Source organism: Brevundimonas sp. T2-11 (assembly GCF_055397675.1).
Genome location: NZ_AP027920.1, coordinates 2,288,046 through 2,313,076, shown reverse-complemented (window position 1 = coordinate 2,313,076; position 25,031 = coordinate 2,288,046). Strand labels below are relative to the sequence as shown.

General features: G+C 67.2%; 29 protein-coding genes. 12 read left to right on the top strand and 17 right to left on the bottom strand.

Translation table 11 applies throughout. The features are described 5' to 3' along the window. Positions 1-61 precede the first annotated feature (61 nt). On the top strand, positions 62-628 hold the full coding sequence (locus tag ACZ5XO_RS11275) for a GGDEF domain-containing protein (RefSeq protein WP_464164910.1): 567 nt from the start codon (positions 62-64) through the stop codon (positions 626-628). A gap of 12 nt (positions 629-640) precedes the next feature. On the opposite strand, the gene ACZ5XO_RS11270 is transcribed toward ACZ5XO_RS11275, so the two are convergent. The 3 genes from ACZ5XO_RS11270 to ACZ5XO_RS11260 are packed head-to-tail and all read right to left on the bottom strand — an operon-like array spanning position 641 to position 1,974. Next, positions 641-865, bottom strand: coding sequence for a YdcH family protein (locus tag ACZ5XO_RS11270; protein ID WP_464162440.1), 225 nt, complete (start codon positions 863-865; stop codon positions 641-643). A gap of 39 nt (positions 866-904) precedes the next feature. Continuing rightward, positions 905-1,372 (bottom strand): TIGR02444 family protein, encoded by a 468-nt coding sequence (locus ACZ5XO_RS11265; protein ID WP_464162439.1) that lies wholly within the window; start codon positions 1,370-1,372, stop codon positions 905-907. Further along, positions 1,369-1,974, bottom strand: coding sequence for a UbiX family flavin prenyltransferase (locus ACZ5XO_RS11260; RefSeq protein ID WP_464162438.1), 606 nt, complete (start codon positions 1,972-1,974; stop codon positions 1,369-1,371). The genes ACZ5XO_RS11265 and ACZ5XO_RS11260 overlap by 4 nt, the downstream gene beginning before the upstream one ends. A gap of 115 nt (positions 1,975-2,089) precedes the next feature. Here ACZ5XO_RS11260 and ACZ5XO_RS11255 point away from each other — a divergent pair, with 115 nt between their 5' ends. Further along, positions 2,090-2,263, top strand: a complete 174-nt coding sequence (locus ACZ5XO_RS11255) for a YdcH family protein (RefSeq protein ID WP_464162437.1) — start codon at positions 2,090-2,092, stop codon at positions 2,261-2,263. A gap of 72 nt (positions 2,264-2,335) precedes the next feature. Here the strand turns inward: ACZ5XO_RS11255 and ACZ5XO_RS11250 are convergent, their stop codons facing one another. After that, positions 2,336-3,004: a DUF1013 domain-containing protein gene (locus ACZ5XO_RS11250; RefSeq protein WP_464162436.1), complete on the bottom strand. Its 669-nt coding sequence runs from the start codon at positions 3,002-3,004 to the stop codon at positions 2,336-2,338. Between the two features lie 217 nt (positions 3,005-3,221). Between ACZ5XO_RS11250 and ACZ5XO_RS11245 the strand changes: the two genes are divergently transcribed. Beyond that, positions 3,222-3,845, top strand: a complete 624-nt coding sequence (locus ACZ5XO_RS11245) for a beta/gamma crystallin-related protein (protein ID WP_464162435.1) — start codon at positions 3,222-3,224, stop codon at positions 3,843-3,845. A gap of 45 nt (positions 3,846-3,890) precedes the next feature. Here ACZ5XO_RS11245 and ACZ5XO_RS11240 read toward each other — a convergent pair whose 3' ends face one another. Continuing rightward, complete coding sequence (locus ACZ5XO_RS11240) at positions 3,891-4,862, bottom strand: NAD(P)H-quinone oxidoreductase (protein WP_464162434.1); 972 nt, start codon at positions 4,860-4,862, stop codon at positions 3,891-3,893. 79 nt (positions 4,863-4,941) lie between these two features. Here ACZ5XO_RS11240 and ACZ5XO_RS11235 point away from each other — a divergent pair, with 79 nt between their 5' ends. Further along, positions 4,942-5,145: a DUF1192 domain-containing protein gene (locus ACZ5XO_RS11235; protein WP_464162433.1), complete on the top strand. Its 204-nt coding sequence runs from the start codon at positions 4,942-4,944 to the stop codon at positions 5,143-5,145. Between the two features lie 103 nt (positions 5,146-5,248). Beyond that, on the top strand, positions 5,249-5,776 hold the full coding sequence (gene rcdA, locus ACZ5XO_RS11230; RefSeq protein ID WP_464162432.1) for a protease adaptor protein RcdA: 528 nt from the start codon (positions 5,249-5,251) through the stop codon (positions 5,774-5,776). Positions 5,777-5,812: 36 nt separating this feature from the next. On the opposite strand, the gene ACZ5XO_RS11225 is transcribed toward rcdA, so the two are convergent. Beyond that, positions 5,813-7,369, bottom strand: coding sequence for a L,D-transpeptidase family protein (locus tag ACZ5XO_RS11225; RefSeq protein WP_464162431.1), 1,557 nt, complete (start codon positions 7,367-7,369; stop codon positions 5,813-5,815). 152 nt (positions 7,370-7,521) lie between these two features. After that, positions 7,522-7,746: a 50S ribosomal protein L31 gene (rpmE, locus tag ACZ5XO_RS11220; RefSeq protein WP_105562861.1), complete on the bottom strand. Its 225-nt coding sequence runs from the start codon at positions 7,744-7,746 to the stop codon at positions 7,522-7,524. Between the two features lie 133 nt (positions 7,747-7,879). Here rpmE and ACZ5XO_RS11215 point away from each other — a divergent pair, with 133 nt between their 5' ends. After that, positions 7,880-9,733: an ABC transporter transmembrane domain-containing protein gene (locus ACZ5XO_RS11215; protein ID WP_464162430.1), complete on the top strand. Its 1,854-nt coding sequence runs from the start codon at positions 7,880-7,882 to the stop codon at positions 9,731-9,733. Between the two features lie 3 nt (positions 9,734-9,736). On the opposite strand, the gene ACZ5XO_RS11210 is transcribed toward ACZ5XO_RS11215, so the two are convergent. The 6 genes from ACZ5XO_RS11210 to ACZ5XO_RS11185 form a co-directional block, all read right to left on the bottom strand. Beyond that, positions 9,737-10,783: a glycerophosphodiester phosphodiesterase gene (locus tag ACZ5XO_RS11210; RefSeq protein WP_464162429.1), complete on the bottom strand. Its 1,047-nt coding sequence runs from the start codon at positions 10,781-10,783 to the stop codon at positions 9,737-9,739. Positions 10,784-10,884: 101 nt separating this feature from the next. After that, on the bottom strand, positions 10,885-11,691 hold the full coding sequence (locus ACZ5XO_RS11205; RefSeq protein ID WP_464162428.1) for an inositol monophosphatase family protein: 807 nt from the start codon (positions 11,689-11,691) through the stop codon (positions 10,885-10,887). Positions 11,692-11,826: 135 nt separating this feature from the next. Beyond that, positions 11,827-12,393: an elongation factor P gene (gene efp / locus ACZ5XO_RS11200; protein WP_464162427.1), complete on the bottom strand. Its 567-nt coding sequence runs from the start codon at positions 12,391-12,393 to the stop codon at positions 11,827-11,829. A gap of 126 nt (positions 12,394-12,519) precedes the next feature. Beyond that, positions 12,520-13,074, bottom strand: a complete 555-nt coding sequence (locus ACZ5XO_RS11195) for a tryptophan-rich sensory protein (protein WP_464162426.1) — start codon at positions 13,072-13,074, stop codon at positions 12,520-12,522. Between the two features lie 57 nt (positions 13,075-13,131). Next, the gene (gene bfr, locus ACZ5XO_RS11190) at positions 13,132-13,632 is read right to left on the bottom strand and encodes a bacterioferritin (RefSeq protein ID WP_312780299.1); all 501 of its coding nucleotides are present in this window, start codon (positions 13,630-13,632) and stop codon (positions 13,132-13,134) included. A 169-nt stretch (positions 13,633-13,801) separates the two neighbouring features. Next, a complete protein-coding gene (locus ACZ5XO_RS11185; protein ID WP_105563100.1) occupies positions 13,802-13,987 on the bottom strand; it encodes a (2Fe-2S)-binding protein in 186 nt (61 codons plus the stop codon). Between the two features lie 123 nt (positions 13,988-14,110). Here ACZ5XO_RS11185 and thiE point away from each other — a divergent pair, with 123 nt between their 5' ends. The 3 genes from thiE to ACZ5XO_RS11170 all read left to right on the top strand — a co-directional run bounded on the left by thiE (position 14,111) and on the right by ACZ5XO_RS11170 (position 17,224). Then, on the top strand, positions 14,111-14,770 hold the full coding sequence (gene thiE / locus ACZ5XO_RS11180; protein WP_464162425.1) for a thiamine phosphate synthase: 660 nt from the start codon (positions 14,111-14,113) through the stop codon (positions 14,768-14,770). Positions 14,771-14,972: 202 nt separating this feature from the next. Then, positions 14,973-16,514, top strand: a complete 1,542-nt coding sequence (locus ACZ5XO_RS11175; RefSeq protein WP_464162424.1) for a sensor histidine kinase — start codon at positions 14,973-14,975, stop codon at positions 16,512-16,514. A gap of 368 nt (positions 16,515-16,882) precedes the next feature. Continuing rightward, complete coding sequence (locus tag ACZ5XO_RS11170; protein ID WP_464162423.1) at positions 16,883-17,224, top strand: hypothetical protein; 342 nt, start codon at positions 16,883-16,885, stop codon at positions 17,222-17,224. A 9-nt stretch (positions 17,225-17,233) separates the two neighbouring features. Here the strand turns inward: ACZ5XO_RS11170 and ACZ5XO_RS11165 are convergent, their stop codons facing one another. The 4 genes from ACZ5XO_RS11165 to ACZ5XO_RS11150 form a co-directional block, all read right to left on the bottom strand. Next, positions 17,234-17,566, bottom strand: a complete 333-nt coding sequence (locus ACZ5XO_RS11165) for a VOC family protein (RefSeq protein ID WP_464162422.1) — start codon at positions 17,564-17,566, stop codon at positions 17,234-17,236. Positions 17,567-17,796: 230 nt separating this feature from the next. Further along, the gene (gene eco, locus ACZ5XO_RS11160) at positions 17,797-18,300 is read right to left on the bottom strand and encodes a serine protease inhibitor ecotin (RefSeq protein WP_464162421.1); all 504 of its coding nucleotides are present in this window, start codon (positions 18,298-18,300) and stop codon (positions 17,797-17,799) included. A gap of 51 nt (positions 18,301-18,351) precedes the next feature. Then, positions 18,352-19,542: a thiolase family protein gene (locus ACZ5XO_RS11155; protein ID WP_464162420.1), complete on the bottom strand. Its 1,191-nt coding sequence runs from the start codon at positions 19,540-19,542 to the stop codon at positions 18,352-18,354. A gap of 74 nt (positions 19,543-19,616) precedes the next feature. Beyond that, the gene (locus tag ACZ5XO_RS11150; RefSeq protein ID WP_464162419.1) at positions 19,617-20,444 is read right to left on the bottom strand and encodes an acyl-CoA thioesterase; all 828 of its coding nucleotides are present in this window, start codon (positions 20,442-20,444) and stop codon (positions 19,617-19,619) included. 177 nt (positions 20,445-20,621) lie between these two features. Between ACZ5XO_RS11150 and ACZ5XO_RS11145 the strand changes: the two genes are divergently transcribed. From ACZ5XO_RS11145 to ACZ5XO_RS11135, 3 genes are all read left to right on the top strand, one after another. Further along, complete coding sequence (locus ACZ5XO_RS11145; protein ID WP_464162418.1) at positions 20,622-21,113, top strand: winged helix-turn-helix transcriptional regulator; 492 nt, start codon at positions 20,622-20,624, stop codon at positions 21,111-21,113. 1,341 nt (positions 21,114-22,454) lie between these two features. Further along, positions 22,455-23,144, top strand: coding sequence for an aspartate/glutamate racemase family protein (locus tag ACZ5XO_RS11140; protein ID WP_464162417.1), 690 nt, complete (start codon positions 22,455-22,457; stop codon positions 23,142-23,144). Positions 23,145-23,197: 53 nt separating this feature from the next. After that, positions 23,198-25,027 carry a diguanylate cyclase gene (locus ACZ5XO_RS11135; RefSeq protein ID WP_464162416.1) on the top strand — a complete coding sequence of 610 codons (1,830 nt, stop codon included), beginning with the start codon at positions 23,198-23,200 and terminating at the stop codon, positions 25,025-25,027. Positions 25,028-25,031 lie beyond the last annotated feature (4 nt).

Below are 25,031 nucleotides of genomic sequence, written 5' to 3'. Positions count from 1 at the left end.
TCGCCGTCGCGAGGGCCTGAGTCGCCCGGGATTCGCGACGCCGGAGCCTGACTTGACCGACGTGGCCGAACCGACTGCAGAGACCGATCTGCACGCCGAGATCGAACGGCTGCGCGCCGAAGTCGCCGCCCTGACCGCCCGCGCCGAGACGGCCGAGGCCCTGGCGGATCACGACGTTCTGACGCGAGCGCTGAACCGGCGGGGCTTCATGAGCGTGCTGAGCCGCAGCATGGCCTATTGCCGCCGCCATGAGGTCGAGGCGGCGTTGCTCTATCTGGACATGGACGGCTTCAAGGGCGTCAACGACGGTCTGGGCCATGCGGCGGGCGACGCCGCCCTGATGGCCGTGGCGGAACTGCTGCTGGCCAATGTGCGCGAGTCCGATGCGGTCGGGCGTCTGGGCGGCGACGAGTTCGCCCTGCTGCTGATGAACGCCGGCGCGGACGAGGGGCGCGAAAAGGCCAGGCGTCTGGCGACGGCCATGGAAACCGAAGGCTTCGTCTGGGAGGGGAAGACGGTGGCCCTGGGCGGTTCGTTCGGCGTTCGCGCCTATGCGGGGCAGACCGATCCCGAGGTCTGGCTGTCCGAAGCCGACGCCGCCATGTGGTTGCGGAAGAAGGCGCGCTGAGCCTTCGCCTGCCTAGGCGATGATGTCGGGCAGGATGCGGTCTTCGATCTTCACGATCTCGTCGCGAAGGGCCAGTTTCTTGCGTTTCAGGCGGGCGATACGCAACTGATCGGGGATCGGCATGTGGCCGAGCGCCTCGATCGAGGCGTCGAGGTCGGCGTGCTCCTGCAGGAGCGCCTTCAACTGATCGCGAAGCTGCTTGTCCTCATCGGACAGGAAAGGTTGGTCGTCGTTCATGGCTCGCCCCGGAAGCCCTGTCTTATAACCGACCGGCGGTCAGGCGGGAAGGCGATCCGCCAGGGTTGTCAGCGCCGGACGCGGCACGACGCGGGCCCACAGCTTCGCGGTCTCGGCCAGGCCGTCGATGGCGCGGCGCGGGGCGCCCGACGGGGATGGGGCCAGGGCTTCAAGCTCCAGCATCAGGCGGCGCTCGGCGTCCAGCTCCAGCGCCTTGACCTGCTGGCGCAGGGCCTCGCGGTGGCCATGGTCAACGTCGGGAATGGGCGCCTTCAGCGTGCGGCGCACGGCGCGCAAGGGGGCGACAACGACGGTGTCATAGGCGCGGGCGGCGTCGCAGGCGGCCTCGATCGTCTCCTCGTCCGGACGGCGGCCGGTGACGGCGACCCAGGCGGCCCAGAGCAGCAGGGGGACGTTCTGTTCGTTGTGTTCCTGCAGGCTCAGGCAGGCCTCGGCCACGCCGGGGGCGTCATAGGCCGCGACGGCCCAGGTCCACAGGTCGCTCATGTATTCAGGCCTTCCCAGCGGCGCACGGCCGACCAGTCCAGACCGAACAGGTCCAGGGCCCGGCCGACCGACTGGTCCACCATTTCGGCGACGCTGGCGGGTTTGGCGTAGAAGGCGGGCAGGGGCGGGGCGATGGTCGCGCCCATCTCGGCCAGCGATGTCATGGTGCGCAGGTGGCCCAGATGCAGCGGCGTCTCGCGCACCATCAGCACCAGCGGGCGGCGCTCCTTCAGCACCACGTCGGCGGCGCGGGTCAGCAGGGTCGAGGTCACGCCGGTGGCGATCTCGCTCATGGTCCGCACCGAGCAGGGCGCGACGATCATGCCCATGGTGCGGAACGAGCCCGAGGCGATGGCGGCGCCGACGTCGGCCAGTCTGTAGGTCACGTCCGCCTTCGACATCAGGTCGTCGGGGCTCAGGTCCGTCTCCTGCGACAATGTGAGCAGGGCGGCCTTGGTGACCACAAGATGACTCTCGACGCCCAGTTCGCGCAGGGCGTCCAGCACACGCGCGCCATGGACGACGCCGGAAGCGCCAGAGATTCCAACGATCAACCGCGAAGGCTTCGGGTTCCGTATGGTCGAGTTCACATCATCGGCCATTTTGACTTCCACAGTCTCCGTGTTCGGAACGACTCGGGGTCACCGCAATGTGATTCCACAGGCCGTCGTTCCGGGCGCTCAGTGTAGTGGTCCCTAAGACATGGAGGCGCAAGCCATGACGATCGAGGCTCGTATTCGCGAACTGGGAAATCGGCACAGGACGCTGGATGAGACCATCCAGCAGGAGACCCGCCGGCCCACCGCGGACCCGACACACCTCAGGGAACTCAAGCAGAGAAAGCTCAGGCTGAAGGAAGAAATCACTAGTCTGGAGGCCAGGTCCCACTAGGACCCGTCTCCGAAAACAAAACGGCCCCGAAGATCGCTCTTCGGGGCCGTTTCCATATTCAGGTCGAAACGATCAATCGTCGTTGCGGCCGAAAACCGACTCGGCGGTCGGCTCGGCGCCGGGGCGCACGCGCTCTTCCGGGACGAACTCGGGCTCTTCCGGCTCGGCCTCGATGGCCTGCAGCACGCCGCCGCCGTTCTTGGCGTCTTCCTTGGCCTTCTTGTCGGCGGCCTTCTTGACGATCTCGTCCAGCTGCAGTTGACCGACCAGACCCAGGGTCACCGGATCGACGGGCTTGATGTTGGCCGAGTTCCAGTGGGTGCGGTTGCGCACGGTCTCGATGGTGGACTTGGTGGTGCCCAGCAGCTTGGCGATCTGGGCGTCGGTCACTTCCGGGTGGTTGCGCACGAACCAGGCGATGGCGTCCGGACGGTCCTGACGGCGCGAGACCGGCGTGTACTTGGGACCGCTCTTGCTGGGCTTCAGCAGTTCGGCGTGGCGGCTGACCACGGCCTTCATGCGATAGTCAGGGTTGGCCTGGGCCTTTTCCAGTTCCTCGCGCGTCAGCTGACCATTGACGATGGGGTCGGCGCCGCGGATGTCGCGGGCCACGTCGCCGTCGGCGATGCCGCGCACTTCCAGCGGGTGCAGGCCGCAGAAGTCGGCGATCTGCTCGAAGGAGAGCGAGGTGTTGTCCACCAGCCAGACCGCGGTGGCCTTGGGCATCAGGATGTCGGTCATGGGGCGTGCGTCCCGGCGTTTGCGGCCCGAAATTCGGGCGTTTGAATCGACGGCGCCCGACCTTTCGGCCGGGCGCTGAGGTCTTCTGTATAGGCGCTTTCTCGACAAAAGAAAACGCCGTCCGAATGCGGCGTACAGCAAAGGTTCATGGAGAATGTTGAACAGTCTCGCTTGTGGCGCGTTGGTGCGCCGAGCGATTCAGGGAAGGACAGCTCTCATGAGACAGTTCGCGATTATCGCCGCCAGCGCAGTCATGGCCTTTGGCGGCGCCGTCACCGTGCCGTCCAGTTCGGCCGAGGCTCAGGTTCAGACCCGCGGCGCGCCGCGCGGCAGCTATGCCCAGTCCTGCAACGGGTCCTATGTGAACCAGGGTCGGCTCTACGCCGATTGCCGGGACCGCCGCGGCCAGATGCGAGAGACGTCGATCGAGCTGGCGCGCTGTTCGAGCAGCGATATCGGCAACGACAACGGCCTGCTGGTGTGCGGTCGTTATCGCGGCGACTATGAAGACAATGGACGCCCGGGAGGCGGCAATGGCGGCGGCTGGGGCGGAGGCAACGGCGGCGGCTGGGGCAATAACAGCGGCATCACCGTCTATCGCGACTCCGAGTATCGCGGCCCGTCGATGAGCTTCCGTCGGGAAGTCACGGATCTGCGCAACAGCGGCATGAACGACGCGATCAGCTCGGTCCGTCTGGGCCGCGGCAGCTGGGAGGTTTGCGAACACGCCAACTTCCGCGGCAACTGCCAGGTGATCAACGGCGATCTGCGTGACCTGCGTCAGATCGGCCTGAACGACCGGGTCTCGTCGTTGCGTCCGGCGCGCCGCGGCGGCTGGTGAGGCGCTGAACGGGAGGCTTCGGCCTCCCGTTCTTCCTTACGGCTTCTAAAGCGTCAGGACGATCTTGCCGACGTGGCTGCCGGCTTCAAGGTGCTGGTGCGCGGCGGCGGCCTCTTCCAGAGGGAAGGTCGCCTCGACCTTGGCCCGAACCTGGCCCGAGGCGACCCAGGGCCAGACGGTCTGCTCGACGGCGGCGGCCAGGCGCGCCTTTTCATCGGCAGGGCGGCTACGCAGGGTCGAGCCGGTCAGGATCACGCGCTTCAGCATGATCCGCATCAGGTCGATCTGCGCCAGGGCGCCGGTCAGGGTGGCGATGATCACCCAGCGGCCGCCGGGCTTCAACGCGTTCAGATTCAGGTCGGCGTAGGCGGCGCCGACCATGTCCAGCACCACATCGGCCCCGCCCTCGGCCTTGATGGCGGCCAGCAGATCGTCGGCCGTGGCGTCCAGACTGACGTCGGCGCCCAGGGCGAGGGCGGCCTGGGTCTTGGCCGCGCCGCGCGAGGTGGCGATGACGCGGGCGCCGGCGGCCTTGGCCATCTGGATGGCCATGACGCCGATGCCGCTGGTGGCGCCGTGGATCAGCAGGGTCTCGCCCGCCTTCAGGCCCCCGCCCTCGAAGACATTGGCGAAGACGGTGAAGGCGGTTTCGGGCAGGGCGGCGGCCTGTATGAAATCAAGACCATCGGGGACAGGCAGGGCGTGGCGGGCGTCGACGACGACGTACTCCGCATAGCCTCCGCCGCCCAGCAGGGCGCAGACCCGATCGCCGAGCGCCCATCGGGTCACGTCGTCGCCCATGGCGTCGATCTCGCCCGCGACCTCCAGGCCAAGCAGGTCCGATGCGCCGGGCGGCGGCGGATAGCGACCTTCTCGTTGAACGATATCGGGACGATTGACCCCGGCGGCCTGCACGCGAATACGGATTTGGCCCGGTCCGGGCGTCTGCTCGGGACGCTCGGCCGGGGTCAGCGCTTCGGCTGGACCGTGGCCGCCCTTGATCTCGATGACCCGCATGATGTCTCCGCCGCTTGCAATCCTTGTCTATGGGGCGTTTTCATAGGGGGTCGTGCGGTCGCTGACCACGGAGGCGATGATGTCGTTCGAAGATCTTGAGCCGCGGCCCCAGGCCGGCGAGGCGCTGAAGGCGCTGGGACGGGAAGACCTGGACCTCTACGCCGTGGACGAACTGCACGAGCGCATCGCCGCCCTGGAAGCCGAGATCGCGCGCTCCAAGGCCGCCATCGACGGCAAGTCGTCTAAGCGCAGCGCGGCCGATGCCCTGTTCAATTTCCGCTGATCAGCCTCTCCCGTCTTTTCGTAATCCGTGGCATGACGATTGCAGTTCCGGTCCGTGCGGAGTCGTCCTGACCCGCGAGTTTGACGGACGCGCGTGACCATTCATGGGTAGAATCGAGTTGACCGCCATCGACGCTGACATGGTCGGATTGCGTTCGCGCAGCGCGGAAGTGCTGGATTTCGCGCGCTCCGAATTGTTCGACCGCACCTTCAGGGAAGGCATGGACCTGGTCGAGGAGACCGCGGCCTATCTGGACGGCGACGGGCGTCAGGATTCGCGTCTGCTGTCGCGTGCGGCGGCTCTGGCCTATGCAGGCGAAAGCATGAAGCTGACGACGCGGCTGATGCAGATCGCTTCGTGGCTGCTGGTCCAGCGCGCCGTGCGCGAGGACGACATGAGCGCCGACGCCGCCTGCGAGCCCCGCTATCGCCTGGGCGACCGCAAGGTCGAAAGCGAGCCCAGCCATCGTGAACTGCCCATCGCCCTGATCGAATACGCGGTTCGGGCCGAGAAGCTCTATGATCGGGTTTTGCACCTGGACCGCCGCATGTATCTGGACGGCCCGGAAGATCAGCCCGTCAATCCGGTCCAGAGCCAGCTGGATCGACTGCAGGCGGCCTTCGGGGGCTGAACCCCCGAATGACCTGAAAAATCCAGAAGCCCGGGGTTACGGTCCGACGTCGTTGGCGTCGCTGGGGCCGTCGGCGATGACGCGGGGCAGGTTGACGGCTATGCCCAGGGCCTGAGCCAGCTTGGCGTCGCGTTGATAGACGTCTTCGCGGAAGGCGACCCGACCCTGACCATCGACGAAGGCGGTCCAGTAGAGCAGGCGCACGGCGATCTCGCGGCCCGTTGTGACGCGCGTGGTCTGGCGATTGTCCTGGGCCGTATCGAACTGGGCCAGCTTGGTCGGGTCGGGTTGCAGCAGAAGGCGGGCGAACTCGACCGCGTTCTGGACCCGGACGCAGCCGTGGCTGCGCTGGCGCACCGACAGGTTGAAGGCGCCCTTGGACGGGGTGTCGTGCAGGAAGATGGCGTAGCTGTCGCGCAGCTCGAACTTCACATAGCCCAGCGACGACTGCGGTCCAGCGCGCTGCACCACCCAGCCGTCGGCGTTGATGTACATGTCATGGGCGGCCAGGTAGCCGGGACCCTTGGGCAGGATTTCGCGACGGGCGATCCCCATGGGCACGGTCCAGGGCGGGTTGGCCACGACCGAGGCGAAGGGTTTTTCCAGGCTCGGGGTCTGGTTCTCGGCCGAGCCGACCACGACGCGGTTGGAGTGAACCGGCTTGCCGTCCTTCCAGTAGACCATGATGGCGGCGGCGGTGTTGACCTCGATCCGTTCGGGATTCAGCTCGCGCTTCAGCCAGCGGCGACGCTCGAGGTTCAGGGCGATCTGACGGGCGCGGTCCTCGGCTGTGGCGCCGAGCGAGCGCTGGGTCCCGGGGCCGATGCGGCCGTCCGAACCCAGGCCGTGACGGGTCTGGAAGCTGCGAACCGCCTGCTGCAGCTCGGGGCCATAGGCCAGATTGCCCTTCAGGCGCTCGCCTGCCGATGCGCTCAGGTCGCCTTCGGCCACCAGGCGCGCGACCAGGGCTGGGATACGGTTGTCGCTGGTCCCCGGTTCGATGGTGCCGCCCTGACGGAAGGCGGGCCAGCCGCCGGCGCGCGTGATGCGGCGATAGCGGGCGTAACCGGCTGACAGGTTGGTGTAGCCGATGTCGGTGGGGGCCAGGTTGTCGAACCACTGGCTCAGCTGATTGGCGCTGACCGCCTGGGTCAGGCCGCGCGGGATGTCCACGCTGTTCTTCTGCATCTCCCACAGGTCCTCGACCGTCTCGGGACGGACGCGGCCCTCGGCCAGGACGCGGGCGTAGGTCACGGCGGCGGCGGTGGTGCGGATCTCAGCCGAGCCGGGATCGGCGGCCAGGCCGACGAAGTCGAAGAAGTCCCCGGCGGGCAGGGCGTGGCGCTCGGCCCCGGCGGCGACTTCCTGGAGCACGCGCAGGCGGTCGGCGGTCCAGATCGGCTTGCCGCCGGTCAGTTGATAGACGGCGCGGACGTCGGCCTGAACCGCCTCCGGTAGACGGCCGGCCTGGGCGTCGAATCCGGCGATGAATATCTGGGGGTCGACCGGTCGGGTCTGCGCCAGTGCGGACGAGGCCGCGCCAAGGGTCAGGGTCGTTGTTGCGACGCCAAAGCCCAATTCCCGTCGGTTCATTCTACAGCTCTTCAAGTCCGGTCCGGCGCCAGACCCGTCGTCTGCGCCCCGAAGGATCGAACGCCCGCATGTTATCGACGTTCCGGGCAAACAAAAAGCGCCGGCCCATCGGACCGGCGCTTCTGTGGCGACTATGTCGCAGGCCGTCAGGCTTACTTCTTGATGAAGCCGCCGAACTTGTTGTTGAAGCGCGACACGCGGCCACCGCGGTCCAGCATCTGGGCGTTGCCGCCAGTCCAGGCGGGGTGAGTCGACGGATCGATGTCGAGGGCCAGCGAGGCGCCTTCCTTGCCGTAGGTCGAACGGGTCTGGAAGGTGCTGCCATCCGGCTTCACAACCGTGATGAAGTGGTAGTCGGGGTGCGTGTCCGCTTTCATGGGTCTGATCCGTCTCTGCGCTTCGACGATGCCGACCGTCAGTGCGCGTAAATAGAGAAACCCGCCGAGGCTAAACGGCGGGAATGAGCGGCGGCGTTTACACCGGGGGGCGTTCCGGGGCAAGAGCGCGGGCATGACCCAAGTTTCCTCGCCTTCCGTCCCGCAAGACGCCGCCGCCCGGGGGCGCCCCGGCGCCGGGGCCCTGCTGGCCGAGCAGATGGAGGAGGCGGGCGGCAAGCGCGCCAAGACCCGTAACATCAGGCCCCTGGCCCAGTTGCTGCCCTTCATGATGCGGCATCGGCTGGACGCGGCGATCGCAGGTCTGTGGCTGATCGGTTCGACCGTGGCCTCGCTGGCGCTGACGGCGACGGCGCGTGGAGCCATCGACAACGGTTTCGAGAACGGCGGCCGGGACATCAACACCTGGTTCCTGATTCTGGGCGCCAACGCCCTGATTCTGGGGTTGGCGACGGCCTTCCGCTATTTTTACGTCACCAAGACGGGCGAGCGGGTCATCGCTGATCTGCGGACCGCCCTGTTCAAGCGCATCCTGACGCTGGACCCGGTCTTCTTCGCCCATATGCGGACCGGCGAGGTGCTGTCGCGCCTGACGACGGACATCCAGCTGGTCGACACCCTGTTGACCACCTCGGTCAGCTACGCCCTGCGCAACTTCTTCACCCTGATCGGCGGGGTGATCCTGCTCTTCTTCGTCAGCCCCAAGCTGACCGGCTTCGTCCTGCTGATCGTGCCGGTGCTGATCGTGCCGTTGTTCATCTTCGGCCGTCAGGTGCGCAAGCTGACGGTCAGGTCGCAGGACACCTTCGCCAATGCTGTCGGCTTCGCCGGCGAGAGCGTGGACGCCATCGAGACGGTCCAGGCCTTTGGCCGTGAAAAGAGCGCCATCGGCCGCTTCGGCGCGGCGGTGGAGGAGGCCTTCGGCGTCTCCCTGACCCGGATGCGGGCGCGGGCGGTCATGACGGCCATGATCATCACCGTCATGTTCGGCGGCGTCACCCTGGTGCTGTGGCTGGGGGCGCAGGACGTGATCGCCGGGACAATGTCGCCGGGCGCCCTGCTGCAGTTCGTCCTGCTGTCGGTTTTCGCTGCCGGGGCCGTAGGCGCGCTCGGCGAAAGCTGGGGCGACGTGCAGAAGGCCGCCGGGGCCATGGAGCGGATCGACGAACTGATGCGGGCCGTGCCCGCCATCGCGCCGCCCGCCAACCCCGTGGCCCTGCCGCAGCCGCCTCTGGGCGAGGTGTCGATGTCGGCGGTGGACTTCGCCTATCCGGGCCGTCCCGACCTGCCGGCGCTGAAGGGCTTCAGCCTGACCGTGCGCCCGGGCGAAACCGTGGCCCTGGTCGGGCCGTCGGGGGCGGGCAAGTCAACGGTCTTCCGCCTGCTGCTGCGCTTCTATGATCCGCAGTCGGGTCTGGTTTCGGTGGACGGGGTGGACGTGCGTTCGGCCGATCCGGTCGAGGTGCGCGATCGTTTCGCCTGGGTGTCGCAGGAGGCGCCCCTGTTCTCGGGCTCGGCGCTGGAGAACATCCGCTTCGGCCGCGAGGCCGCCACCCTGGCCGAGGCGCGCATGGTCGCCGACGAGGCTCAGGCGCTTGGCTTCATCGAAGCCCTGCCGCAGGGCTTCGATACGCCCCTGGGCGAACGCGGCAAGAGCCTGTCGGGCGGTCAACGCCAGCGTCTGGCTATCGCCCGCGCCCTGGTTCGTGAAGCCCCGATCCTCTTGCTGGACGAGGCCACCAGCGCCCTGGACGCCGAAAACGAGCGTCTGGTGCAGGCGGCGCTGGATCAGGCCATGGAGGCGCGCACGACCCTGGTCATCGCCCACCGTCTGGCCACCGTCCTGCGGGCCGACCGCATCGTCGTCATGGACGGCGGCAAGGTGGTCGAGGAAGGCACGCACGCTGAACTGACGGCGCGCGGTGGACTTTATGCGCGGCTGGCCAAGCTGCAGTTCCAGGAGACGTGAGGTCTAGCGCGCCGCGACCGCCGCGCCGGGAAAGTCGCTGAACACGGCGTCGACGCCGAGGGCGTAGAAGGCTTTCAGATAGTCGTCGAGGTCCCCGTGGTCGGCGGGGGCGTCGCCGTGGCGGCGTTCCAGCGGCAGGAAGACGTTTTCGGCGCGGAAGGTCCAGACCACGACCTTGAGCCCCGCAGCGTGGGCGTCGGCGACCAGAGAGGTCGGCGTCAGGCTGCGAGCCATGTCGTCGCGCGGCAGGATTATACCCGTCTCGACCCCGACGGCGTCGGCGTAGGCGGCGACGGCGCCGAGGCCCTGAGGCGTGCTCATGGCGGCGTAGGTCAGGTCGGGACGGTCGGCGGGGCCGCCGGCTACGCTCATCAGTTGCAGCAAGGGCGCGTCGATGCGCGTCCCTAGCCGCTGCAGAGGCCCGATCTCGAAGCACTGAATCAGGATGGGAGCGTCGGCGCCGGTCAGGCCGTGACGCTCCAGCGCCGCGACGAAGGCGTCCTCCATCGGCAGGCCGACGCCGGCGAAATAGGAGGGGTGCTTCAGTTCCGGCGCGACGCCGATGAGGCGACCGGTGCGGGCGCCTTCCTCGCGGGCAAGCTCCACGACTTCGTCGAAGGTCAGGATGGGCTCCCGGTCGTCCCAGGCGGTGTTGCCGGGGCGCAGCAGGGGCAGGCGCTCTCGGGCGCGCAGGGTCTTCAGTTCGGCCAGGGTGAAGTCTTCGGTGAACCAGCCGGTGGTCTCCACCCCGTCAATGGCTTTGGTGGTCTGGCGAGCCGCGAACTCAGGCCGCTCGGCCACGTCGGTCGTGCCGCCGATCTCATTCTCATGGCGGACGACGAAATAACCGTCGCGGGTCATGACCAGGTCCGGTTCGATGAAATCCGCGCCCTGTTCCACCGCCAGACGATAGGCCGAGGCCGTATGCTCGGGCCGTTCGCCGGACGCCCCGCGATGGGCGATGACTTTGGCGACGACGGGGGGAAGAGGCGCAGACATGGCCGGGGTTCCGCTGAGGAGGAGGGCGGCGGTCAGGATGAGACGGATCATGACACGAGGGTAGGGGGCGCGCACGACGCGGCTGTGAAGGACGCAGAAAAAAGGCGGCGGGGCTTTCGCCGCGCCGCCCTGATTCAGGGGAGTGAAGCGGATCAGGCCGCTTGCAGCACCTTGCGCAACTGCGGCTGCAGTTCCGGGTTGGCGGCGACGATCTGCTTGCCCAGCTTGGGATCGCCGTCGATGTCGATGGTGGTGACCAGGCCGCCGGCCTCCGTGACCAGCAGAATGCCCGCCGCCACGTCCCAAGGCTGCAGGTTGCGTTCGTAGTAGGCGTCGAATCGGCCGGCCGCGACCCAGGCGAAGTCCAGCGAGGCGGCGCCCAGACGGCGGATGCCGGCGACGCGCTGGCCCACGGCGTGGATGTCCTTGATGGCCTGGGCGTGACCCGTCTTGCCGATGAAGGGCAGGCCGGTGGCGATCAGGCTTTCCGACATGTCCTTGCGGCCGGCGATGCGAATGCGCTGGTCGTTCAGGTAGCAGCCCTTGCCCTTTTCGGCCCAGAACATCTCGTTCATGACCGGGTTGTAGGTGACGGCGGCCACGATCTCGGACGAACCGTCGGGGTGGCGACGCTCCAGGCCCACCGTGATGGCGAAGTGGGGCATGGCGTGCATGAAGTTGGTGGTGCCGTCGATCGGGTCGACGATCCAGGTGTGCGACTTGTCGGTGCCTTCAACCATGCCGCGTTCCTCGCCGAGGAAGCCGTAGCCGGGGCGGGCCTTGAGCAGCAGTTCGAACAGGGTCTGTTCGGCCTTGACGTCAGCGGCGGTGACGAAGTCGCCGGGGCCTTTGCGCGAGACCTGGAGGTGCGAGACCTCGCCGAAGTCGCGAAGCATGGGGCGGGCGGTCTTGCGGACGGCGTCCATCATGACCTGGAGCAGGGCGGAAGCGAGGGCCATAGGCGGTTCTCCTGATCCGTCGATCCTCGAAAGGCCACAGCCCGGATGGACGGAGAAGCAAAAGGGGCGCGGACCATCCGCGCCCCTGCAGTCTTGTCTTAAGCGCCCGGCCTTGACCGGGAAAGACGGTGTTTTTTAGTCCGCGCGGCGGACGTACTCGCCCGAGGTGGTGTCGACGATGATGCGCTCGCCCGCCGACATGTAGGGCGGGATCATGATGCGCACGCCGTTGTTGGCGATGGCGGGCTTGTAGGAGGAGGAAGCCGTCTGGCCCTTCACGGTCGGCTCGGTCTCGGCGACTTCCAGAACCACCTGTTCCGGCAGTTCCAGGCCGATCGGACGGCCTTCGTGCATTTCGATGACGACCTTCATGCCCTCTTGCAGATAGGGGATGCGGTCTTCGCCGACCCAGTCCTTCTGCAGTTCGATCTGCTCGTAGGTGGCGTCGTCCATGAAGACCAGGCTGTCGCCGTTGTCGAACAGGTAGGAGAAGTCCTTCTGCTCCAGGGTGACGCGCTCGACCTTGTCTTCCGAACGGAAGCGCTCGTTCAGCTTGTTGCCGGTTTCGAGGTTCTTGGCCTCGACGTTGGCGAAGGCGCCGCCCTTGCCGGGCTTGACGTGGCTGGCCTTGGTGACGACCCACAGACCGCCGTTGTGTTGCAGGACCATGCCGGGCTTGATGGTGTTGCCGTTGATTTTCATTGAAACCGCTGGATGTAGAGGGCTGGAGGCGGCCCGGCCGCTCGTGGGCGGGCGCGCGAAATCGCGGCGAGCCGTAGAGGAAGCGCGTAAAAAGGGCAATGGGGACGCTGATCGCTGGTCGGCGGATCAGTGGAGCGTCGGTCGGTTTCCAAGCCTGGCTTCAGCCCGGTTGGCCAGGCGGACGCCCGCTCCGGTCGGCGAGGCCAGCTTGCCGGCGCCGGGGTCCAGCTTGCGCGCCTCATGGGCGAAGGCGGCGGCGAGCCCTGCCGAGGACATGGCCGCCGCGATCTGAGTCGATAGTCGGGTGGGGCGAACGGCCAGCCAGACGGCGCTGACCGTCTGAGCCGCGAGCCACAGGGTCATGGCGCTGCGACGCTCGGGTCGCTCCGGGGCGTTCCAGACACGCACAGCCGACAGGGTGGTGGCCGAAAACATGGCGGGCAGGATCAGGCTGAGCGGGCCGCGCGGGCGCTCTGTGATCGGCGCATCGCCGCCAAGGGGCTGCGGCGCGCGGCGCGGCTGCGGGCGGATCAGCTTCGAGGCCGCGGTGGTCGCCGCCAGGGCGAAACCGGCGGTCAGGACGACGCCGAGCGCCACATGAGGCCAGTTGCGGCCCTCGGCGTTGAGGAGGTCGGCGGTCTGATGGCGAGCGGTGTCTAGGGCGTTTTCGAGACTGGGCATGAAGCCGGAATGGCCGGGCGCGGAAACTCGTTCCCGCGCCCGGCGTCTTGATGGGCGTCAGTTGCCGGTGGCGGCGCCGTCGGTCTTGATCTCGCTCATGGCGGACTGGAGGTAGTTCTGGGCGCCCAGAAGCTCGATCAGCTTGTGCTGGTTCTCCAGGAAGTCGACGTGCTCCTCGGTGTCGGCCAGGATCTTCATCAGCAGGTCGCGGCTGACGTAGTCGTGGGCGGCTTCGCACTGAGTGACGGCGTCGCGCGTGGTGGCGCGGCTGTCGATCTCCAGCTTCAGGTCGGCGCCCAGGCATTCGATCGGATCCTCGCCGACCTTGAGCTTGTGCAGGTCCTGCAGGTTGGGCAGACCGTCGAGGAAGAGGATGCGTTTGATCAGCATGTCGGCGTGCTTCATCTCGCCGATCGATTCTTCGTAGATGACGTTGCCGAGGTGGCTGAGGCCCCAGCTTTCAAACATGCGGGCGTGCAGGAAGTACTGGTTGACCGCCGTCAGCTCGTTGGTCAGCACCGCGTTGAGGGTGCGGATGATCGCCGGATCGCCCTTCATGGTCGTCGTCCTCTTGATGCGGCGGCGCTGGACGACGTCGTCATGACGCCGCGGCTCTGAACGCCGCCCGTGAGGACTTTCATATCACGGCTTCGGGGCCGTGGATCATTTGCGAGTTCTTATCACTGCATTGATAATGCGAGTGAAATCGACTTTCAGAAGCGGGGTTCTATTCCGCCGCCAGGGCAAAGGCCGCCTGGGTGTCCTGAATCATCTGGCGCATTTCGCAGACGCATTTGGCGCATTGCGGAGCGCATTGATTGGACGCGAAAATATCCTTGGGACGGGTCGCGCCAGCTTCGATGGCTTGAGCGACGTCACGCTGGCGAAGGCCGTTACAGTTGCAGACGTACAAGGCGAGGAAGCCCCGAAGCAGTTACTGAGAATGGCTCGCTATAGCATTTATTAAGGCGAGTGCAAATCGTTCGCATGGCGCTGCGACATTGACGCCCGACGCGGGGAAGGGCAGGGCGAGGACATGGCTCGTCAAACTGCGCTTCCGCCCCGTCCGCCCTGTCAGCTGTATCTGATCACGCCCCCGGCCATCGCCGATCTGGAGGCCTTCGCCGGTCTGCTGGAACAGGCCCTGTCGGCGGGGCCGGTCGCGGCCCTTCAGATCCGGCTCAAGGATATCTCGGACGAGCAGATCAAGGCCGCCGTGGCGCGGCTGGCGCCGATCGCCCAGGCGCACGGCGTGGCGGTGATCCTCAATGATCGACCCGATCTGGCCAGGGCGGCCGGCTGCGACGGCGTCCATGTCGGCCAGGATGATGCGTCGGTGGCCGAGGCGCGGCGCATCATGGGGCCGGACGCCATGATCGGCGCGACCTGCCACGACAGCCGCCACCTGGCCATGGAGGCGGCCGAGGCGGGCGCCGACTATGTCGCCTTCGGCGCCTTCTTCGCGACCGACACCAAGGAAACCACGCATCGGCCGGAACTGATCGAGCTGACCATCTGGCAGGAGACCATGGAGACGCCCTGCGTCGCCATCGGCGGGATCACCGTCGAGAACGCGGCCGTGGTCGCGGCCGCCGGCGCCGATTTCGTCGCCGTCAGCGCGGGCGTCTGGAAGCACCCCGACGGCCCGGCGGCGGCGGTGCGGGCGTTCAACGGCGTCCTGGCGACGGCCTTCTGACTTCAGAGGATGTTTAGGAAGCTCGGCCAGTATGGGGCGTTAGTCGCGTACATCGGACCCGATCATGACCATGAGCCGCGCGCTCGACAGGCCTGAACCCGTTCTCGACGTCACCCCTGCTGATGGCAGAGGCGTGCCTGCGAGCGCGCCGAACGCGGCCTTCTTCCGACAACCCCTGGCCCCGATTCTGACAGCGGTCGGCGTGACCGTGCTCGTCGTTCTGGCGATCAGTTTTGCACGCACCAACGGTCTGGTCGCCGCCCTTTGGGGCGCGGGCGGACTGGCGTTGGCGGTGTGGCTGAGGGGGGGGCGCGGCCTGGCCTATGACCTGGGGTTCGGCGTTCTGGTGACGACGGGCATCCTGGCCGGCGAGTTCCTGGTCGGCAACGGCCCCGTGCTGTCGACCATGTTCACCGTGGTGAACCTGATCGAGATTGTGCTCGGGGTTATGCTTGTGCGGCGCTTTGTGCCCGGGCTCAGCATCACTTCTGTCGAGGGGCTGGCCCGCTTCCTCGGCGTCTGCGCTGTCGCGCCCTTGCCCGCAGCCATTCTGAGCGCGCTGGCGCTGGAAGCCATGACAGGCGCCGATATTCTGGATGGCTTCCGTATATGGTGGTGCGGCCATGCGCTCGGCTTTGCGGTCGTGGGCGCCTTCGGCCTGGCCTTGCAGCGCCGACATGTCGTGATCGTTCGTCAACCGGGGCGTCTGGCTGAAGGCGCCGTCTTGCTCGGGCTGATCGGCGTCGCCTGCTATGCGATCTTTTCTCATCTGAGCCTGCCCTATGGCTTCCTGCTGATGCCCTTGCTGTTGATGATGGCGGTGCGGTTCCGGGTCGTTGGCATCGCCGCCGCGCTCGTGCTGGTCACGGTCATGGCCATCGGCGGCACCATGGCGGGGCATGGTCCCTATCATTCCTTCGGCGCCGAGGACCGGGCGCTTCTGGCCCAGCTGCTGGTCTTGCTCGGCTACATGCCGATCCTGATGGTCGCCGCCTTGCTTGAAGAGCGCGATCGTCTGGCGGAACGCGCCCGGGCGGGGCGTGAACGCGCCGAGCGCGCCTCGGCCGCCAAGTCGCGTCTGCTGGCCAATGTGGCGCATGAGATCAAGAGCCCGGTCGGCGGCATTATCGGCATCGGCGAGCTCTGGGCCGGGGGGCAGTTGGGCGCGACCTCGGCCGAGCAGGTCGAGATGGCGCAGATGCTGGTGAAGACCGCCCGTCAGGTCGAGACCCTGGCCCATGATCTGCTGGACGTGGCGCGCGCCGAGTCCGGCGCGGTCAAGGTGGAGCTGCGACCGACCGACGTCGCGGGACTGCTGGAGGACGTGCGGCGCACCCTGATCCTGAAGCCCGAGGCCAAGGGATTGACGATCGAAGTCATGCTGGAAGGCGACGCCCTTATCGCTCAGGCGGATTCGCAACGCCTGGCCCAGGTGATCGGCAATCTGGCCGGCAACGCCGTCAAGTACGGCGCTTCGGGCGGCCGGGTCGTCCTGAAGGCGATGTGGGCGGACGAGCGGGTGCGGATCGAGGTGATCGACTTTGGTCCCGGCCTGACGGCGGAGAAGCAGGGACAACTGTTTGAACCGTTCAACCGTCTGGGGCTTGAGCGTTCGGCGATCGAAGGGCACGGCATCGGCCTGGCCCTGGCCAAGCGTCTGACGGAGTTGCAGGGCGGCGAGATCGGCGTGGTCTCCGCGGCGGGGCAGGGCGCGACCTTCTGGATCGAGCTGGCTGCGGCTTGACCCTCGGCCGGGACGGTGGCCAAGCTCAGGGCATGAAAATCGCCCTCATCGCTTCTCTCCTGTCGGCGGCCACGCCGGCGATCGCCCACGCTCAGTCCCAGAGCGCCGAAGATCTGACCCGGTTGCTGAACGGCGGGCCGGCAGCGGCGGCGCGGCCTGCGCCCCCTCAGCCTGACGCGCAGCGACCGGCGCCGGCGAGGCCCGCGACGGTTTCGACCGCGCCTTCTTCCTCGACGCCACGATCTGCGTCCCCGGCCGCTCCCTCGGCGCCCGTCGTACAGAACCGCGCTGGAACCTCAGCCGCCCCATCCGCCCCGGCTCAGGCCCAGAGACCAGCGCCGGCGACCGGCGCGCTCGGCGCATCGGCCGTGGCCGCCCTCCCGTTCCGCATTGAACTGCCCGGCGACGTCCAGTTGTTCGAGGGGCGCGGTGCGCCAGACGCCAAGGTCTGGTCGGTCCGCAAGGGGACCAGGACGCTGGCCATGATCTATGCGGGGCCGTCCTCGCAGTTTCCCATCTATGACGGCGAGCAGGTGACGGCGGCGGGGCGTGTCTCGGTCATCGTGCCCGAAGGGACACGGCGCATCGCCATGGAACATTGGTTCCAGCGACCTGTGGCGCCGACCGAGATCCATGTCTGGCTGATGAGCCTCGACGGCGCCGACCGCGACGCCGCCGAACGGATCGCCCAGTCGGTCGATCCTAAATAGAACTCGGGTCTATTCGGACCAGACGGCCAGGTCGTTGCCGGACGGGTCGCGGAAGTGGAAGCGGCGACCGCCGGGGAAGGCGAAGATGGGGTGGGTGATTTCCCCGCCCGCCGCCTGGACCCTGGCCAGCATGGCTTCCAGGTCATGGGCATAGAGGATGGGCAGAGGCTTGGGCGTCATGGCCTCGGTGGTGAAGCCGCCGTCCAGACCTTCGCCGAACGCCGCATAGTCAGGACCGTAGTCCTGGAAGACCCAGTCGAAAGCCGAGGCGTAAAAGGCCTTGTGCGCCGCCATGTCGGTGGCGGGCAGTTCGAGATAGTCCAGCTTGCCGTCTTCGCGCATGGCGACTCTCCAGAAAATGGAGGCGGACGCTTGCACGACCCGCGACTCTGCGCAAACCTGAAAATGGTTCGCAAATGCAGGAGTCGTCCCATGATCATCCTGAGCGCCGGATGCGCCTCGCTGGCCTCGCTCATGCAGCGTGACGCCGACGGAAGACGTGGGCCGAATACAGAACGGGCGCCGACCGAATCCGACCGACGCCCGCGTCTGATTTCAATGAACGGCGGCGATCAGCGCGCCGTCTGGGTCTCGCCCGCGCGCCAGACGCGGTAACGCACCTCGACGTCCGACGGGGCGTAAACCACCACCGGCAGGCGCGAGTTGTAGCGGATCAGCGGCTGCTCTTGCGTCGTCACGAAGGCCTGACGCTCCGAGCCCGGCGGGCAGCCCATCATCGTGCTGGCGGCGTTCCCCAGGGCCGGCAGGACGTAATAGTCATAGCCCCAGCCCTCGGCCGTGCGGGTCTCCAGGCGACCGCCGAAGAATTGACGGTTGCAGTCGATCGTCTGGGTCTTGCCCAGGATCAGCTCGACCTTCAGCGCGCTTTCATCGGTCTGGGCCGGCAGGGTGATGACGTGGCGCGTCTGGCCTGCGGCGGCGGCCGGGAAGGCCTTGAGCGCGCCGGCGCCCTCGGCCTGGGCCGAGGGCGCGCTCGGGCTTTCGGCCTGGGCGGTGGCGCAGGCGGCCAGCGTCAGGGCGGCGACCCCGGCGAAGAGGGAGGGGAGGATTTTCAAGGCGTAGTCTCCACGGCCAAGGTTAGCGTGACCGTGGAGAACGCGATGGGATCAGGCCAGTTCCACGGCCATGGCCACGGCTTCGCCGCCGCCGATGCACAGCGAGGCCACGCCCTTCTTGCCGCCGCGCGCCTGAAGGGCCGCCAGCAGGGTGGACAGGATGCGCGCGCCCGAGGCGCCGATGGGGTGGCCCAGGGCCGTGGCGCCGCCGTTGACGTTCAGCCTGGCGCGGTCGATGCCCAGTTCCTGCTGGGCGATCATGGCGACGACGGCGAAGGCCTCGTTGACCTCCCACAGATCCACATCCTCGACCGACCAGCCGGCCTTCTTCAGCGCCTTCTGCATGGCGGGGACGGGGGCGGTGGTGAACAGGCCCGGCTCATGGGCGTGGGCGGCGTGGCTGACGACACGGGCGACGATGGGCAGGCCGAGCGCCTTGGCCGTGCTCTCGCGCGTCATGACCAGGGCGGCGGCGCCGTCCGAGATCGAGCTGGCGTTGGCGGCGGTGATGGCGCCGTCCTTGGTGAAGGCGGGACGCAGGGTCGGGATCTTGGCCGCGTCGGCCTTGCCGGGTTGCTCGTCCTCGCTGACCGTGACGGGGCCCTTGCGGGTGGCGACCTCGACCGGGACGATCTCGGCCTTGAAGGCGCCGGAGGCGATGGCGGCCTGGGCGCGGGTCAGGCTTTCGATGGCGTATTCGTCCATCGCCTCGCGGGTGAACTGATACTGGGCCGCCGCGTCCTCGGCGAAGACGCCCATGGCCTTGCCGGGGGAATAGGCGTCCTCCAGGCCGTCCATCATCATGCTGTCGACGATGACGTCGTGGCCGATGCGGGCGCCGCCGCGGTGCTTGTTCATCAGATAGGGGGCGCCGGTCATGGACTCCATGCCGCCGGCGACGATGACCTCGGCCGTGCCGGCCAGCAGGGCGTCGTGCGCCATCATGGCGGCCTGCAGACCCGATCCGCACATCTTGTTCACCGTGGTCGCCTCGACGTGCTTGCCCAGGCCCGCGCCGATGGCGGCCTGACGCGCCGGGGCCTGGCCCAGACCGGCGGGCAGGACGCAGCCCATGAAGATCTGTTCGACCTTTTCGGGGGCGACGCCGGCGCGTTCGACAGCGGCCTTGACCGCGGCGGCGCCCAGGTCGGTGGCCTTGACCGGCGACAGCGCGCCCTGGAAGCCGCCCATGGGCGTGCGGGCGAAGGAGACGATGACGACGGGATCGGTTGCGGCGGTCATGAGGGGCGTTTCCAGTATGAATCGTTTGCCGGGGGATTAGGGGAGGCGGAGGCCTGCTGGCAAGCGCGGCCGCCCTACAGCAGCTTGCGGCGCTGGCGGGCCAGGGCCAGGGGGCGTCCGTCGACGCCCCAGGCGACGGCCTCGTCCACGGACCAGCCGAGACCGTGATCCAGCAGCCGGTATTCAAAGAAGGCCCAGCCGTCGGGCGCGGTTTCCGGTGTCGGGTCGGCCAGGAAGTCGTAGCGCAGATCGACCGTGGTCATCATGGGCGGCGCCTTGAAGGCGGTCCAGGCGGGCGGATAGAGGGCGTCCAGCAGATAGGCCATCCGCAGTTCGTCCAGAGGCGCGCCGTCCCGGGTCCGCATCCACACCCGCTCGACAACGGCCTTGCCTTCGTTGCCGCCCAGGATGTTGGGGCCGCCGTTGAAGCGATAATCGACGTGTTGCGAGAAGCGGGGGGCCATGGGGCCGCTGAGACCTGGCGCGTCCAGATCCAGCGCGGGCGGCGGGACCAGGAGCGGGCTGAGCGGCTGGGCGGTTTCGCCGTCGGCGCCATAGGTGGCGCTGGCGTGGTGGGTCAGGCGCGAACCTTGCCCGGCCTCGACCACGGCATAGGCGACATTGCGGCCGCCGCGCAGCAGGCGCGGACGGAAATGGATCGGCTGACCATATCGGGCGGCGGCCAGATACTGGACGCTGAGGCTGCGCAAGGGCGCCTTGATCTCCAACCCCTGACGCATGGCTCCGGCGCACAGGGCCGCCAGCAGGCCGCCGAAGGGAAAGCCTGCTTCAGGCGGGGCGCTGATCGGGCCGTTTGAGAATTCGCCGGACAGATGCGCCGACAGGCCCTCTTCGCCGGGCGTCAGGGTCAGGGCGTCATGCAGCAGGTCGGCTTCGGTCATCGGTCCACGCAACTGTCGAAAGAGGCGGGCGGAGACTGAAGCGTCGCCGCCCGCAAGTCGAGGAATGCAGAAATCGCGACAGGACTGTCGCAAGTTCGTTGCCAAAAGAAACTGTCAAACTGGGTCGCGATTGGCAACCCACTTGTCAAAAGCCTGACGCGGGGTCACTTTCCGGGCATGGGACGCACCGCCGACTATAGCCGCCAGAGCTGCTCGATCGCCGCCACGCTGGAGGTGATCGGCGACCCGTGGACCCTGCTGGTCATCCGCGACGCCTTCAACGGCGTGCGCCGGTTCGAGCAGTGGCAGGACCGGCTGGGCGTGGCCCGCAACGTTCTGGCCGCGCGGCTGAAGTCGCTGGTGCAGCACGGGGTGCTGGAGCCGCAGCTCTATTCCGAACGCCCGCCACGCAACGAATACGTCCTGACCGCCAAGGGCAAGGATCTCTATGGCGTGCTGGTGACCCTGCACGCCTGGGGCGAGAAGCATGTCTATGGAGAGGCCGACAGCGGCATCTCCATGGTCCACAAGACCTGCGGCCACGATCTCAAGCCCCGTATCGCCTGCGGCCATTGCAACGAGATCGTCAAACCACGCGACATCGAACTCACCTGGGCCGAGAACCGCCCGACGGTCGGCGACGTCCTGCCGAAGGACGAGGCGGCCTAGAAGGCCAGGAGAGGATGCACTGAAGGCTCGCTATGGGCGGGAAGCGGCAACCAGCCTCACTCGGGTAAAGAGCGGAGGGGGGCGGAGCCGGATGGGCGATAGTTACCGGCAAGCGGCCACCCGGCAAGTTGGAGTAGGACCATTCCTGTCGCGCCCAGCTCGCCGTTCGGCGAGCCTAGTTGGTGCCACATCCGGTATGTGCCTTCGTCCCTTATTTCCATGATGGAAATGTCGCTGTCGACCGGGCCGTAGCAGCCATATGACGGGACGCGCAGGAGAGGCTTAACGGCTGCTTCAAGACGTTCTTGCTCCGCAGGCGACAAGAGCTTCTCTACGACGCATCCTCCTTCGTCTCTGCACGGTTTCAACCACTTTCCGGTGAGATGGAACCGACCGTCTTCAGCTTCGACTACTCTGACCGTAGTGGCCACTCCACCATTAGCCAGTAGCGTGAAACGGAGTGTCGCTTCTTGGGCCGCGTTTGGCGAAGCTAGTGGGTTCTCATGCAGCGCCTGCAGTCGATGTCCAAACCAGGAAGCTTCGTCCGGTTCGAGAATGGGTCGCCAGTGAGCAGGGATCGGCCCGTGCTTAGGACACTCGCCAACACTGGTCTGCAAGGACGCAGGGAAGAACGGGATATCACCAAGGCTCGCGTAAAAGACCGCCACGCACCCGACCAATGTCGCGGCGATGAGTATGAAGACGTCACGTCGAAACATAGCAGTTCCCCCAGATCGAACATCAGCTTGAAGCGGTCACTGTTCAAGCTCCTCGAAGGTCCGCATTGGGCGTGAGCCGATGTTCGCTTAAGGGTGGGAAGCGGAGCTCAGGCGCGGGTGAGAAATGCTGACAACGCGAACCAAGAAAGCCATGCGCATATCGCGAGCGCGACAAAGCTGAGAATGCGCGCGATTGTTAGGGCCCCTGAAGGCTCGGTCGAAGCGCGCGCCTTCCATGCGATATATGCCCCCGACCCAACCGCTACCAGGGAAGCGGGAAGACCGAACACTAGGAAGCCCATCTCGGGATAGACCTCGTTTGGGCGTCCCATCCATTCCCAAACCAGCGGTCTGTCGGTGAAGGTCCACATCGCCAAAAACGCGGCGATTGCCGTGATCAACGCGAGATACCGTCGGGCGATGTGCGTTGCGAATAACACGTTTGACCAGCCCCCTCCGTCGGTTCTGTCCAAAGTAGAGCTTAGTCGGGCGGTGTCCGCAACGGATCGCATGCAGACCTACGCTCACAGCCGGAACGCCGACCCCGGCCTTGACGGACAGGTAGAGCGACGTCGCCTGCATCTGCTACGTGGTCGGTCTTGAACGAAGACGGAGCGGCTCCATGCGGAAAATCGGACTGATCGGCGGCATGAGCTTCGAGGGCTCGACCCTCTATTACCGCAAGATCAACGAGGCGGTTCGTCAGCGGCTGGGCGGGCTGCATTCCGCCGACCTGATCATGCACTCGGTCGATTTCCAGACCATCGTCGACATGCAGAAGGCTGATCGCTGGGACGATGCGGGGGCGTATCTGGCCTCGGTCGCCAGGGGGCTGGAGAGCGCGGGCGCGGAGGCGGTGATGATGTGCGCGGTGACCATGCATCTGGTCGCCCCGGCGGTGGAGGCGGCGGTGGCGGTTCCCTTCATCCACATCGTCGATGTCACGGCCGAGCGGCTGAAGGCGGCGGGTGCGCGTCGGCCGCTGCTGCTGGCCACGCGCTATACGATGGAGAACGGCTTCTATCAGGCGCGCATGGCGGGCCAGGGGATCGAGGTCATGACGCCCGACGCCGAGGGGCGGGCGCTGACCCATGACATCATCTTCAACGAGTTGTGCGCCGGGAAGGTGCTGGACGCCTCGCGCGACGCCCTGCTGGGTCTGGTCGATCGGGCCAGGGCCCAGGGCGCGGACAGCCTGATCTTCGGCTGCACCGAGATCGGCATGATCCTGGACGTCGACGGATGCCCGGTTCCGGCCTTCGACAGCACGGACATTCACGCCATGGCGGCGGTGGACTTCGTCCTGGGGTGAGCGCGCCGTGAGCGTTCAGTTTCCGTCAACCCTCGCCCGTTAACCTTTGGGCCATGTTCCTGTCCCTGACGTCCAGGATCGCCGCGGTCGGCGCCCTGGTGGTGATCGCCTTGCTGGCACTGGTGGCTTCCCTGGTCGACGCCTCGCGGCAAAGTCGCGAGAGCTTCCGCTGGGTGACGCATTCCGCCCAGGTGATCGAGGCCATGGAGGAGACCATGGCCGGGCTGCGCGACGCCGAATCCGGCCAGCGCGGCTATGTCCTGACGCGCAACCCCGGCTATGCTCAGTCCTTTGATCGGCGCGTGGCGGACTCTCTGCGGTCCTTTTCGGAACTGGTGGAGCTGACCAAGGACAACCCGACCCAGAGGGCGCGTGTCCAGGCCCTCGGCGGCCTGTTGTCGGAACGCACCGAACTGCTGCGTCAGCCGCTGGATCTGGCGCGTCAGGGCCGCTTTGAAGAGGCCGAGGCCGCCATCGTCGGCGGACGCGGACTGGACTCCATGGGGCAGGTCTTGCTGGCCTCGCAGGAGTTCCTGGGCGAAGAGCGTCGCCTGCACGCCGAACGGATCGAGGCGGCCGAGCACCGCCTGGAATGGGGCAAGCGGCTGGCCCTGATCGGCGGGCCGCTGATCGCCCTCTTCTCCCTGTCGGTGTCGGTCATGGTCATTCGCGGCATCCGTCAGCCCGTGCGCGTCATCACGCGCGCCATGACCAGTCTGGGCGAGGGCCATCTGGATCAGCGCGTCGCCGAGCGCATGGGCTCGCGCGAGTTCAATCGTCTGGCCCAGGGCTACAACCGGATGGCGGATCGGCTGGCCGCCGCCTCGACCGATCAAAGGCGCAGCGAGCGCGAGTTGAAGCAGGTCCACGACGAGCTTCTGACCAGCAGTCAGGTCCTGCGCGAGCGGGGCGAGGTGATCGAACTGTTGGGCGGCATGGCCCACCGGATGCAGGCGGCCCGCACCGAGGCCGAGCTGGCCCAGGTCATCCACGCCTTCGTGCCGCGCGTCCTGCCGGGCCTGCCGGGCGCGCTCTACGCCTACAACAACTCACGCAACCTGTTGGTCCCGCTTTCGACCTGGGGCGAGCACGAGGGCGACGGCGACGCCTTCGCGCCGGACCAGTGCTGGGCCCTGCGGCGCGGCCAGAGCCATTTCGTCAGCGAGCCGGGCACAGACATCGTCTGCGACCACGTCGGCGACAAGGACCACGCCTACCATTGCGAACCCCTGCTGGCCTCGGGCGAGGTTATCGGGGTCCTGCATCTGGACGGGGTTCTGGACACTGAAAGCGGCTTCCGCATCAAGGTTCTGGTCGAGAACATCGCCTCGGCCATGGTCAACCAGCAGCTACAGCGAGACCTGAAGGAACAGACGATCCGCGATCCGCTGACCGGTCTGTTCAATCGCCGCTACATGGAAGAGGCCCTGGCGCTGGAAGTGGCGCGGTCAGCCCGGTCGGGCGCACCGCTGTGCGTGGTCATGTGCGACGTGGACCATTTCAAGCGTTTCAACGACGAGTTTGGTCACGATGCGGGCGACCTGGTGCTGCAGGCCGTGGCAGCCGAGCTGGGGCATCGCTTCCGCGACGGCGACATCGTCTGCCGCTACGGCGGCGAGGAATTCACCATCATCGCCCCCGGCACCACGCCCGAAGCCTTGCTGCAACGCATCGAGACCGTGCGTCAGGCCATCGCCGGCATCTCGCTGCGCTATCGCAATCAGGCTCTGGGCAGCACCAGCATGTCCTTCGGCGTCGCCAGCTGGCGGCCCGGCATGGACCGCGAGGGCCGCGCCGCGCTGCAGGCGGCCGACGCGGCCCTCTATCGCGCCAAGAAGGAGGGCCGCAACCGGGCCGTCCTTCATGTCGAGGAAGCGGTTTGAGGTC